Here is a 12,036-nt window from a genome sequence, read left to right on the forward strand (position 1 = left end):
CCGCCGTTGTCGTCCGCCTTGTGCGCAATTGCGCACTGGGCTGGGTGATCCAGAGTTCCAGAGACCGCGAGGATGGAACCGAGAAGCCGCGGCATGACAGTGAGTTTGTGGTAGGCCGTTCTTCCTACTGCACGCTCAGCGCGACAAACCGCAGCTCGCCGTCGGCATTCGACACCAACAGCAGCACCGACTTCTTGCCGTCCTTCTTGAGCTGGTCGACCCGCTTCTGGATGTCGGCTCCGTTTGACACCGCCTCCTGCGCCACCTCGACGATGACATCGCCGGCGGAGAGCCGCTTTTCCGCGGCGTCCGAATTGGCGTCGACATTGGTGACGACCACGCCCTTGACGGTGTCCTTGATCTTGTAGCGCGTGCGCAGATCCTTGCTCAGCGCCGCGAGATCGAGGCCGAGCGCCTTCTGCGTCACAGTCTTTTCAGGCGCGGGCTCATCGGTCTTCACCGCGGCCTGTACCTTGTCGGGATCCTGCAACCGGCCGAGCGTGACCTTCTTGGTCTCTTCCTGGCCCTTGCGAATGATGATGACGTCGACCTCCTTGCCGACCGCCGTGTCGGCGACGACGCGGGAGAGATCCTTGGGGTCCTTGACGTCCTTGCCGTCGAACTTGATGACGACGTCGCCGGGCTCGATGCCGGCCGGTTTGGCCGGGCCCTTGTCGTCAACGCCGGCAACCAGCGCTCCGCGCGGCGGCTTGATGTTGAGGCTCTCGGCGATCTCGTCGGTGACGCTCTGGATGCGGACGCCCAGCCAGCCGCGGCGCAATTCGCCGAACGTGACGGAGCTGGTCGACGACACCCGCGACCGTCTTCGACGGTACGGCGAAGCCGATGCCGATCGAGCCGCCGGACGGCGAGATGATCAGCGTGTTGACGCCGATGACGTCGCCATCGAGGTTGAACAGCGGACCGCCGGAATTGCCGCGGTTGATGGAGGCGTCGGTCTGAATGTAGCTGTCGTAGGGACCTGAGGAGATGTCGCGGTTCTTCGCCGAGACGATACCAGCCGTCACGGTGCCGCCGAGGCTGAAAGGATTGCCGATCGCGACGACCCAGTCGCCGAGGCGCAGCTTGTCGGAATCGCCGAACTTCACCGACACCAGCGGCTTCGGCGGCTTGAACTTCAGCACGGCAAGGTCGGTCTTCTTGTCGACGCCGACCAGCTCGGCCTTGATCTTGGTACCGTCGTTGAGGATGACGCTGATCTCGTCGGCGTCCGCGATGACGTGGTTGTTGGTGACGACGACGCCTGATGTGTCGATGATGAAGCCGCTGCCGAGCGAATTGGTCTTGCGCGGCGCCGGGCTGTTCTCGCCGCCCTTGCTGCCGCCGCCGGGACCCTTGCGATTCTTGAAGAAGTCGTCGAAGAACTCCTCGAAGGGCGAGCCGGGCGGCAGTTGCGGCATGGCGTTGCTGCCGCCGCCGCCACCTTTGGCGTCGACGGTCTGCGAGGTCGAGATGTTGACGACCGCGTCGATCACCTTCTCGGCAACGTCGGCGATGCCGTCCGGTCCGCGCGCAGAGGCCGGTGTGCCGAATGCACTGAAAGCGCCAACGGCGAGCGCGGCCAGCCCTAAGCGCAAACGGGTCGGGGCAATGATGGCAGCGGTCATTGTGATCTCCAGGGAATGCGGATTCGGCGTCAAGACTGCGCTTGAACGGGGGGACGGCGCAAGCGCGGACCTTAACGGGCCTCAAGACCCGGACAATACGGCGAAAACCGGTCCCTCGCCTTCACTTTGGCGTTGGCGCGACGGCTAAATTGGACGTCGCATAACCCAGATCAGGATCAGGCCGGCCACGGCCGAACCAATCCCCACCGCCCGCAGGACATTGTCCGGAGTGGCCATGGCGCTTTTCATGGCCTTGCGCATCCAGGCCGGACTTGCCGCGAACATCAAGCCTTCCAGCACGAACAGGATGCCCAAGCCGATGAGGAAGTCGGCGAACGCAATGGACCTCATCGGATTGGAACCTCCCGTTGTGCTGTTCTTGTCCGGACGAAGGGCGGCCAGACCGGCCGCCCTCGTCTGGCTTACGGCTTCGCTGGCGTCGTGGTCGCCGTCTTGCCGGACGGGTTACCAAAGAACCGGAAGAAATCCGAGTCCGGGCGCAGGAGGAAGCGGGTATCGTTCGAGCGCAACCCGTTCTCATAGGCCGACATCGAGCGGTAGAAGGCGAAGAAATCCGCATCCTGGCCGTAGGCTTCGGCGAACAGACGGTTGCGCTCGGCATCGCCGACGCCGCGCGTTTGCTCGGCCTGTGACCTTGCTTCTGCCTCGATCACGGTTGCCTCGCGGTCTGCCTTGGAGCGGATCTCCTGTGCCTTCTGGCCGCCCTGCGCGCGGAACTCGGCGGCTTCCCGCTCGCGCTCCGTCTTCATGCGCTGATAGACCGCCTGGCTGTTCTGCTCCGGCAAATCGGCGCGGCGGATCCGGACGTCAACGACCTGGATGCCGTAGCCGTCGGCCTCGTGATCGAGCTGATCGCGGATGCGCTGCATCAGCTTCTCGCGGTCGTCGCGCACCACGTTGATGAACGTGACCTCGCCGAGCACGCGGCGCAGTGCCGCGTTCAGCAGGGTGGTGAGCTGGATGTTGGCGGCCTGGATCGAGCCGATGCTCTGATAGAACCGCAACGCGTCCTTGATGCGGTAGCGCGCGAAAGCGTCGACCACGAGCCGCTTCTGGTCGGACGCGATCGCTTCCTGTGACGGGTTCTCGAGATCGAGGATCCGCTTGTCGATGTTGATCACCGAATTCCACGGCGCCTTGAAATGCAGGCCGGGAGCGGTAACGACGTCGACGGGCCGGCCGAACTGCAACACGATGGTCTGCTCGGTCTGCGCTACCGTGAACAGCGACATGTAGCCCACGATCACGACAAGCAGGAGCCCGAGCAGCGCGACTATACCTGTAACTGGAGACCTCATCGGTTGCCTCCGGTCGTCTGCTGGCCGGTTGCAGGCGGCCGCTTGGCCGTCAATTCGCTGAGCGGCAGATAGGGCACGACGCCTTGGCCCGACTGGCCGCCGTCATAGATGAGCTTCTCCGAGCCGCCGAGCACGCGCTCCATCGTCTCAAGATAAATCCGTTCACGCGTCACGTCGGGCGCCTTCTTGTATTCATCGTAAACCTTCAGGAAGCGCGAGCTCTGGCCCTTGGCCTCGGCGACCGTCTGCTCCCTGTAGCCTTCGGCGGCCTGCATGATCTGCGCCGAACGTCCACGTGCCTGCGGCACGACCTGGTTGGCGTAGGTCTGCGCCTCGTTTTGCAACTGCTCGAGATTGGCGCGCGCCGCCTGGACGTCGCGGAAGGCGTCGATCACCTGGGCCGGCGGATCGACCTTCTGCATCTGCACCTGGCTGATCTGAATGCCGGCGCCGTAGGTGTCCAGGGTCTTCTGGATCAGCTCCTGCACGCCCTGTTCGGTGACGTTGCGCGCGCCGGTCAGGATCGGCTGGATCTGCGAGCGGCCGATCACCTCGCGCATCGAGCTCTCGGCGACCGCCTTCACGGTGCCCTCGGGATTCTGGATGTTGAAGAGGAAATCGCCAACGCCATTGGGCTTGATGCGCCAGAGCACGGTGAAGTCGACGTCGACGATGTTCTCGTCACCGGTCAGCATCAGGCTCTCTTCCGGCACGTCACGAATGGAGCGGCCGCGCCGCGCCGGATCGTCGATCAGCGTCATGCCGATGGAGATGGTGGAAACGCGCAATGCCTTCGGCAGCAGCACGGTCTCGATCGGATAGGGCAGATGATAGTTCAGGCCGGGCTCCACGGTGCGAACATGCTTGCCGAAGCGCAGCACGACGCCGAGCTCTTCGGACTGCACCCGGAAGAAGCCCGACAACAGCCAGAACGCGACGATGAGCAGCACGATCAGCGTGATGCCGATGCCGGAGAAATAGCCGCCCGGCATGATCTGCTGGAGGCGGTCCTGGCCGCGGCGCAGAAGGTCTTCCAGATCCGGCGGCCTCGGCCCGACCGGTTGCGGGCCGTTGCCCCATGGTCCCTTCGGACCCGAGCCCCATGGGCCACCGCCCTGATTCTTCCACGGCATTCGATGCTCTCCTCGGCAGGGTGAAATTGCCCCAGCCCGCTTTGTCCGGTCCGGCTTTATAGGGGACAGGCAGGTCCCTTACAACGCGGCCCTCGCTGTCTTCCGAGCTATGCTCGGGCACGAAAAAGTCAATGTAAACATTGGCGAAAGCGGTTAATGGCGCGGCCGCCGACGATATGTCACATAGGAGTAGTCGGCGCTGTCGTCGGGTCCGGCAGGATGACGTACACGCGCCACCTCATCCCAGTCTGCCTTGTCGATGTCGAAATACGTGTCGCCTTCGGGGCGCGCATGCACTTCGGTGATTTCGAGGCAATCGGCGCGATCGAGCCATTGCCGATAGATTTCGGCGCCGCCGATCACGGCAATCTCGGCGACCGAACGCCGCAGGGCATCGCCGCGCGCGACGGCGCCTGCATCGGCAGCCGATGTCGTGACGATGGCGCCAGTGGCGCGATAATCCGCATCGCGCGTGATGACGATGTTGGTGCGGTCCCGAAGCGGCCGGGGCAGGGATTCGAAGGTCCTGCGGCCCATGATCACGGGCTTGCCGATCGTGAGCGCCTTGAAGCGCGCCATGTCGGATTTCAATCGCCACGGAATCGCGTTGCCGGCGCCGATGACGCCGTTCTCAGCGATCGCGACGACGAAGACGATCTCCATCAGGTCGCGCTCCCGGCAAGCCGCGTCAGCGCTGGTCCGGTGACGCGGCACAGCGTCCAGTCGTCCAGCATGACGGCACCGAGCGACTTGTAGAACGCGATCGACGGTGCGTTCCAGTCGAGCACCGCCCATTGCAGCCGCGACCAGCCGTTCTCGACGCATTCCACGGCAAGGCGCACGAGCAGCGCCTTGCCGAGGCCCCTGCCCCGATGCGACGGCCGCACATACAAATCTTCGAGATAGATGCCGTGGCGGCCGCTGAACGTAGAGAAATTCACAAACCACACAGCGAAGCCGGCGGGCTCGCCGTTCCACTCGGCGATTGCGCAATGGAGTTGCGGCCTCTCACCGAACAGCGCGTCGGTGATCATCGCCTCGGTCGCTTCGACCTCGTGCGAAAGCTTTTCGTACTCGGCGAGCTCGCGGATGAAAGCGAGAACGAGCCCGGCTTCGTCTGGACGCACACGGCGGATGTTGAGCGACATCGGCTTCAGACCGCGACTGCCGCCTTGATGTGCGGATGTGGATCGTAGCCGACCAGCTCAAAATCCTCGTAACGGAAGGAGAAGATATCCTTCACGTCAGGATTGATCCGCATCACCGGCAGCGCGCGCGGCGCGCGCGTGAGCTGGAGCTTCGCTTGCTCCAGATGGTTGGAATAGAGGTGGGTGTCACCGAACGAATGCACGAAATCGCCGGCCTTCAGGCCCGTGACCTGCGCCACCATCATGGTGAGCAGCGCGTAGGAAGCGATGTTGAAGGGCACGCCGAGGAACACATCGGCCGAGCGCTGATAGAGCTGGCACGACAGCTTGCCATTGGCGACGTAGAACTGGAACAGGCAGTGGCACGGCGGCAGCGCCATCTTGTCCACTTCGGCCGGATTCCATGCCGAGACGATCAGGCGGCGCGAATCCGGATTGCGCTTGATCATGTCGATCACGTTGGCGATCTGGTCGATGCTGCGTCCGTCCGGCGCGGGCCAGGAGCGCCATTGATGGCCGTAGACGGGTCCGAGATCGCCGTTGGCATCCGCCCACTCGTCCCAGATGGTGACGCCGTTGTCGCGCAGATATTTGACGTTGGTGTCGCCCTTCAGGAACCACAATAGCTCATGCACGATCGCCTTCAGCGGCAGGCGCTTGGTGGTCAGCATCGGAAAGCCGGCGGACAGGTTGAAGCGCATCTGATGGCCGAACACCGACAGCGTGCCGGTGCCGGTCCGGTCGGTCTTTTCCGCGCCGTCTGAAAGAATCCGCTCGAGCAGGTCCTGATACTGGTGCATGTGCGTGAGCCTTTGGGGAGGCGGCAAACTTAGCGGCCACCCCCGCGCTGCGACAGCGTCGATTCGCCATCCATACGCATTATACCCGGAAAAATGAGCGTTCCCGGCGCAAACGACAAGGGGCGGAACTTGCGTGCCGCCCCTCGCCTATCAACTTGATCCTGCTGGCTAACTTGCCGGCTTGAGCACCGGGGTCCACTTCGCGATCTCGCTCTTGACGAGGATCGCCAGCGCCTCCGGCGTCCGGTCCGCGGGCGCCGGAATGACGCTGCCGAGCTCGAGCAGGCGCTTGCGCACGGTCGCATCGTCGAGCGCCTTGACGGCCGCGGCGTTCAGGCTCGCTAGGATCGCGGGCGAAGTTCCCTTCGGCGCGAACATCGCATTCCAGGCCTGGGCCTGGAATGCAGGCAGGCCGGCTTCCGCCGTCGTCGGCACGTTCGGCAGCGACGGATTGCGCTCGGCCGTTGCGATCGCATAGGCCTTGATGGTGCCGGCATTGATCTGCGGCACGGCGTTGACGATCTGGTCGCAGATGTAATCGACCTGGCCCCCCACCAGCGCATTCATCGCGGGGCCCGTGCCGTTGAAGGGCACGCCGACGGGCTTGATGTCGAGGATGGAGTGCAGCAGTTCGCAGGAGACGTGCGAGACAGAGCCGACGCCGGCATGGGCAGCGTTGACCTTCTCGGCATTGGCCTTCACGTAAGTCACGAATTCCTTGAGGTCCTTCGGCGGAAAGTCCTTGCGCGCCAGGATCAGGATCGGCGTGCCCGCCAGCAACGCGACCGGCTCAAAATCCTTTTCCGGATGATAGGCGAGCTTCGGATAGAGCGGCACGGAGGCAGCATGCGTGCCCATGTGCCCGGTGATGAGCGTATAGCCGTCATTGGCCGCACGCGCGGCGCGCGTGGTCGCGGTGGTGCCGCCGGCGCCGACCACGTTCTCGATGATGATGCTCTGTCCCAGCGTCTGCGCCATGTGTCCGGTGACGATGCGCGAGATCACGTCGGTCGGACCGCCGGCCGCGAACGGCACGATCATGGTGATGCCGCGCGTCGGATAGGTCTGCGCCGCAGCCGGTGCGACAAAGCCGCACAACGACGCCAGCGCCGCGGCACATGCGCCGGCAAGCGTGCGAATGGAAGTCATCTCGATTCCCTTGTCGATCCGTTTGTCGGTCTCTTGAGCCCACAAGCAAAATGCCGGCCACAAGGGCCGGCATTTTCATTTCACGAAGCCGTCACACAAGTCGATTGGACTTCCGAATGCGGCGCGCCGACGCAGGCGCGAAGACGACGCAAGAAGCGTCGCCTTCAGTTCTCGGATTCGGTGAACACCTCGTCGCGCTTGGCACGCAACGTGGGCAGCACCGTGAGCACCAGCAGGAAGGCCGCAATCGCAAGCAGCACGGCCGACAGCGGACGCGTCAGGAACACGCTCCAGTCGCCGCGCGAGATCAGCAACGCACGGCGCAGGTTCTCTTCCATCAGTGGTCCGAGCACCATGCCGAGCAATAGCGGCGCCGGTTCGAAATCGTGCTTGATCAGCCAGTAACCGACCAGACCGAACACGCCAGCGAGGATGACATCGACCGGTGCGTTGTTCACCGAGTAGATTCCGATCGCGCAGAAGATCACGATCGAGGGGAACATCAGCCGGTAGGGCACGCGCAACAGCCGCACCCAGATTCCAACCAGCGGCAGGTTGATGATGATCAGCATCAGATTGCCGACCCACATCGAAGCGATCATGCCCCAGACCAGCTCCGGCTGCTTCTGCATCACCTGCGGGCCTGGCACGATGCCGTGGATGGTCATCGCGCCCACCATCAGCGCCATCACCGCGTTGGGCGGGATGCCGAGCGTCAGCAACGGGATGAAGGAGGTCTGCGCCGCGGCGTTGTTGGCGCTTTCCGGCGCCGCAACGCCCTCGATCGCACCGCGGCCGAACCGCGACGGGTTCTTGGCGATCTTCTTCTCGAGCGTATAGGCCGCGAAGGAGGCGATCACGGCGCCGCCGCCCGGCAGGATGCCGAGGATCGAGCCGAGCACGGTGCCGCGCAGGATCGCAGGCGTCGAGTCGATCAGGTCTTTCCTGGTCGGCATCAGGCCGGTGATCTTCTGCTGCACGAGGTCGCGGTTCATCTCGGCGCCGGCATCGAGGTTCCGGATGATCTCGGCGAATCCAAACACGCCCATCGCCACCGTCGCGAAGCCGAGTCCGTCGGCGAGTTCCGGAATGTTGAACGCCATGCGCGAGGCGCCGGTCTCGATGTCAGAGCCGACCATCGACAGCAACAGGCCGAACACGATCATCGCGATCGCTTTCAGCACAGAGCCCTTGGCCAGCACCACCGCGAAGATCAGGCCGAGCACCATCAGCGAGAAGTATTCGGCCGGACCGAATGCCAGCGCGAGCTTGGTCAGCGGCGCACCGAGGATGGCGATCAGGATGGTCGCGACGCAGCCGGCGAAGAACGAGCCGATCGCCGCAATCGCCAGCGCCGGACCGGCGCGGCCTTGCTTCGCCATCTGGTGACCGTCGATGGCGGTGACGACCGATGTCGCCTCACCGGGAATGTTGACCAGGATCGAGGTGGTCGAACCGCCATATTGGGCGCCGTAATAGATGCCGGCGAGCATGATCAGCGCGCCGACCGGCGGCAATCCGAACGTGATCGGCAGGAGCATCGCCACGGTTGCGACGGTGCCGATACCCGGCAGCACGCCGACAAGCGTGCCGACCAGTGCGCCAATCAGGCACATGAGAATATTGATCGAAATCGGGAGCGACAGTCCGAACAGCCACGACGGTGACCACCAGGAGATCTGAAACACCACACCGAAACCGAGGCCCAGATTGTGAAAAAGATCGGCCATCACACCCTCACTGAACCAGGAAACGCGGGAACATCGGCATCGGCAGCCCGAGCACGTAAGGGAAGAGCAGCGCGCAGCCGAGCGTCAGGCAGGCGCCTACGATGATGGCTTCGATCCAGCGCGTCTCATGCGTGCCCATCGCCGCGACCAGGAAGCTCACGAACGCCGTAACCACGACCCCAAGCGGACGAATCGCCAGCGCGAAGAAGATGATCGAGATCAATACGAACAGCGGTCCGCGCCAGGCATAATGTGCCATCGCCGGTCCATCAGACAACAATCCCGTCAACGCGATGCCGGCACCAAGCGCGACGAGGAGCCCGCCAAACATTCGCGGCGCCGTGCCGGCGCCGAAGGAGAAGCCGCGCATACCCTGCAAATCGCTGGAGGCCCACAGCGCGAACAAGGCCAGCGCCATCAGAACGATCCCGCCGACATAGTCCTGCGCCGACCTGATCGTCATGAAGATCGTGAGAATCGCCACCGCAAACAGCGGATAGGAATAGATTAGCGCCAGCAGCACATCGGATGACGCCTTCTTGGTGTCACCGCCGATCGCTCCGATCAGCGCGCCGGGGGCGCCCGCGAGCAGCGCCGTCACGTGACTGATCACGACGGTGGCCGGACCGCGTCCGGTGCCCCAGCCGAAGATCGTCCCGAACGACCAGATGAATTCGAAGATCTGCGGCGCTATGGCCAGCAGACAAAAGCTGAGCGCCACCGACGTGTTTCGGTTGGCTGTCGCCGAGTGGCCCATCGTATCGGCCATGCCTGTCTCCTCCGCGACCCGTAAGCCACGAGCAATGTTGTTCTAATCGGCTGGAAAACGATCCCCCCGCCCGGATCACTGCCTAGCGATTTTCATTACACAATGCCAGCAAAACCCAACAGGCCTCCGGCGAGCAAAAGCCATAGTGGATTGATGCGCGAGACCGAGGCGATCACTGCAACCGTCGCGGTCAGGAGCAGTGCAGCAATGGTGCGATCGGTCGACTGTGCCAGGATCAAGGCGCTCGCCGCCATCAGTCCGATCGACAGCGGAACCAATGCAGCCTGAATCAACACAGGCCAGCGCGATTGGCTGGGGCGGTTGAGGAGCCGGCTGACATAATAGGCAAGCAGCGCCGTCGGCAGGCACATGGCCAAGGTCGCCGCCAGCGCGCCGGGGATGCCGGCAACGGCGTAGCCGATTAACGTGACGATAAGCACGTTCGGACCTGGTGAGAGCTGCGCAATCGCATAGGCATCGGCGAACTGCTTGTCGGTCATCCAGTGATGCACATCGACCGCGATGCGGTGCATCTCTGGCACCGCCGCCGCGGCGCCGCCGACCGCGAACAGCGACATCAGGCCAAAGGTGGAGATCAGCGCCCAGATCGGGTTCTCGGCGTTCATGCTGCTACCTTCCGCCGCATCAGGAAGGTGGCGCCGACACTCACGGGGATCGCAACCAGAAGCACGGCCTGGAGCGGCAGGCGAACGACGCCGATGGCAAGAAACACGGCCAGCATCAGGATGAGCGCGACGACGTCCAGCCGCTTGAGCAACGGCGTCATCATCCGGAAGACCACCGCGGTCAAGAGCCCGACCGCCGCGCAGGAGATGCCCGCGAGGATGCGGCGCAGCACCTCCACATCGCCGAACCGGGAGTAGATGATCGCAAGCACCGTCATGATCAACGTCGGCGGCAGCAACAACCCGGCGAAGGCGGCAATACCACCCGCGATCCCGCGCAGCCGCGCGCCGAACACCATCGACAGATTGACGATGTTGGGCCCGGGCAGAAAATGGCAGAGCGCAAAAGTCTCGTTGAACTCGTCCGCGGTCATCCAGCGGTGCTGCTCGACGATGGCCTGCCGGGCAAATACCAACACCCCGCCGAAACCGGCCAGCGACATCCTGGCGAAGGCCAGGAACAGCGCGACCAGGCCGGGCGGAACGGGGTTGGTGGCTGGACGGTCCGGCGATTGATCTGGCTGTTGGGCGGCCGGTGCGGAATCCTTGGACATGTCAGGAGCTTAGAACGCCGGCCGTCGCGCGGCCAAGCCAGTCGGGAACCTATCCAAAGGGAACCTCCGCAAAACCGCTCGAAACACCTGTCATTTGAAACCTTTGCCCCCTATATTGGGGGTGCCGGTTCGCCGGCTATGGAAATAAACGGTCGTCGCAATAAACCATTCGGACCCGGGGGCGGTACCCGGCGCCTCCACCAAAGCCCACCAGCGGGCTAGCCCTAGAGCGGGCTTTGGCGGGGGCGAAATAGGATCGACGAGGGCGTAAAGGGCGTTCTTTTTCTCGGTATTGTTCCGCCGTTATCGGGCTATGCAATAGTTGCCAACGACAACTTTGCTCCGGTTGCTCAGGCTGCGTAACGCAGTTTGAAAGACCATTCTGAAGTCCTAACGGGTTAAGCTCCGTTAGGCGGGGTTCGGAGGCACCTGGCAACAGAAGCCTCCACTTACCTCCATTTCCTACCCGGCGGGGACTCCTGCTGACCCGTCAGGCGCGGTATTATCGCGGCTTGGCGAGTCGGGCCGGCGGGGCCCAACTCCTGGAATGCAACAGGACCACCATGGCGACCGATCATATCCGATACGATGTGCTGGCCCGCGACGCGTTGCGCGGCGTGCTGCGCAAGGTGCTGACCGATGCCGCGTCCCAAGGACTGCCGGGCGAGCATCATTTCTTCATCACCTTCGTCTCGAAGGCCGACGGCGTGAAGATCTCATCGCGACTGCTGGCGCAGTACCCGGAAGAAATGACGGTCATCCTGCAGCACCAGTTCTGGGATCTGACCGTGCTCGAGGACCGCTTCGAGGTCGGCCTGTCCTTCGGCGGCATTCCGGAGCGGCTGATCGTGCCGTTCAGCGCCATCAAGAGCTTCCTCGATCCGTCCGTGAAATTCGGCCTCCAGTTCGATACCTCCGATGTCGCCGAGGTCTCGCCCGAGACATTGCCGGCCGCTCCCGCCCCGTCCGCGGTCGCGGTGCCGGCGTCTGCGGCCGAGACGACGGAAAGCTCTGAAGAGCCGGCCGCCCCGAACCAGGGCGGCGCCGAAGTCGTGCGATTGGATCGTTTCCGCAAGAAATGATCTAGATTGGGCCGGAACCCGTCGCACCCGACCAAACT

At 63.7% G+C, this 12,036-nt stretch carries 12 protein-coding genes, 1 other RNA gene and 1 pseudogene; 2 read left to right on the plus strand and 12 right to left on the minus strand.

The features are described 5' to 3' along the window. Nucleotides 1–124 precede the first annotated feature (124 nt). The 12 genes and pseudogenes from ACVWYI_RS30975 to ACVWYI_RS31030 all read right to left on the minus strand — a co-directional run bounded on the left by ACVWYI_RS30975 (nucleotide 125) and on the right by ACVWYI_RS31030 (nucleotide 10,916). Nucleotides 125–1,628: pseudogene (locus ACVWYI_RS30975) on the minus strand (Do family serine endopeptidase). A 144-nt stretch (nucleotides 1,629–1,772) separates the two neighbouring features. Beyond that, entirely contained in the window at nucleotides 1,773–1,979 is a 207-nt protein-coding gene (locus tag ACVWYI_RS30980; protein WP_211384594.1) for a DUF2065 domain-containing protein, read from the minus strand. A gap of 71 nt (nucleotides 1,980–2,050) precedes the next feature. Then, nucleotides 2,051–2,947 (minus strand): protease modulator HflC, encoded by an 897-nt coding sequence (hflC, locus tag ACVWYI_RS30985; protein ID WP_247347556.1) that lies wholly within the window; start codon nucleotides 2,945–2,947, stop codon nucleotides 2,051–2,053. Beyond that, on the minus strand, nucleotides 2,944–4,080 hold the full coding sequence (gene hflK / locus ACVWYI_RS30990) for an FtsH protease activity modulator HflK (RefSeq protein WP_247347558.1): 1,137 nt from the start codon (nucleotides 4,078–4,080) through the stop codon (nucleotides 2,944–2,946). Before hflK ends, hflC begins: the two co-directional genes overlap by 4 nt. A 153-nt stretch (nucleotides 4,081–4,233) precedes the next feature. Next, nucleotides 4,234–4,743: a dihydrofolate reductase gene (locus tag ACVWYI_RS30995; protein WP_354104661.1), complete on the minus strand. Its 510-nt coding sequence runs from the start codon at nucleotides 4,741–4,743 to the stop codon at nucleotides 4,234–4,236. Next, nucleotides 4,743–5,228: an N-acetyltransferase family protein gene (locus ACVWYI_RS31000; protein ID WP_456648903.1), complete on the minus strand. Its 486-nt coding sequence runs from the start codon at nucleotides 5,226–5,228 to the stop codon at nucleotides 4,743–4,745. Before ACVWYI_RS31000 ends, ACVWYI_RS30995 begins: the two co-directional genes overlap by 1 nt. A gap of 5 nt (nucleotides 5,229–5,233) precedes the next feature. Continuing rightward, complete coding sequence (locus ACVWYI_RS31005) at nucleotides 5,234–6,028, minus strand: thymidylate synthase (protein ID WP_247347571.1); 795 nt, start codon at nucleotides 6,026–6,028, stop codon at nucleotides 5,234–5,236. Between the two features lie 168 nt (nucleotides 6,029–6,196). Further along, a complete protein-coding gene (locus ACVWYI_RS31010; protein ID WP_456664050.1) occupies nucleotides 6,197–7,177 on the minus strand; it encodes a tripartite tricarboxylate transporter substrate binding protein BugD in 981 nt (326 codons plus the stop codon). Between the two features lie 164 nt (nucleotides 7,178–7,341). Next, a complete protein-coding gene (locus ACVWYI_RS31015; RefSeq protein ID WP_247347573.1) occupies nucleotides 7,342–8,907 on the minus strand; it encodes a tripartite tricarboxylate transporter permease in 1,566 nt (521 codons plus the stop codon). A 7-nt stretch (nucleotides 8,908–8,914) separates the two neighbouring features. After that, complete coding sequence (locus ACVWYI_RS31020; RefSeq protein WP_456664051.1) at nucleotides 8,915–9,676, minus strand: tripartite tricarboxylate transporter TctB family protein; 762 nt, start codon at nucleotides 9,674–9,676, stop codon at nucleotides 8,915–8,917. A gap of 95 nt (nucleotides 9,677–9,771) precedes the next feature. Next, nucleotides 9,772–10,302: a chromate transporter gene (locus tag ACVWYI_RS31025; protein ID WP_354051019.1), complete on the minus strand. Its 531-nt coding sequence runs from the start codon at nucleotides 10,300–10,302 to the stop codon at nucleotides 9,772–9,774. Then, the gene (locus tag ACVWYI_RS31030; RefSeq protein ID WP_456664052.1) at nucleotides 10,299–10,916 is read right to left on the minus strand and encodes a chromate transporter; all 618 of its coding nucleotides are present in this window, start codon (nucleotides 10,914–10,916) and stop codon (nucleotides 10,299–10,301) included. The genes ACVWYI_RS31025 and ACVWYI_RS31030 overlap by 4 nt, the downstream gene beginning before the upstream one ends. 84 nt (nucleotides 10,917–11,000) lie before the next feature. Here ACVWYI_RS31030 and ssrA point away from each other — a divergent pair. Then, nucleotides 11,001–11,366, plus strand: a transfer-messenger RNA (tmRNA) gene (gene ssrA / locus ACVWYI_RS31035). Between the two features lie 113 nt (nucleotides 11,367–11,479). After that, the gene (locus ACVWYI_RS31040; RefSeq protein WP_247347583.1) at nucleotides 11,480–11,998 is read left to right on the plus strand and encodes an SspB family protein; all 519 of its coding nucleotides are present in this window, start codon (nucleotides 11,480–11,482) and stop codon (nucleotides 11,996–11,998) included. The last annotated feature ends 38 nt before the right edge of the window (nucleotides 11,999–12,036 follow it).

It is taken from the genome of Bradyrhizobium sp. LB13.1, assembly GCF_054056815.1.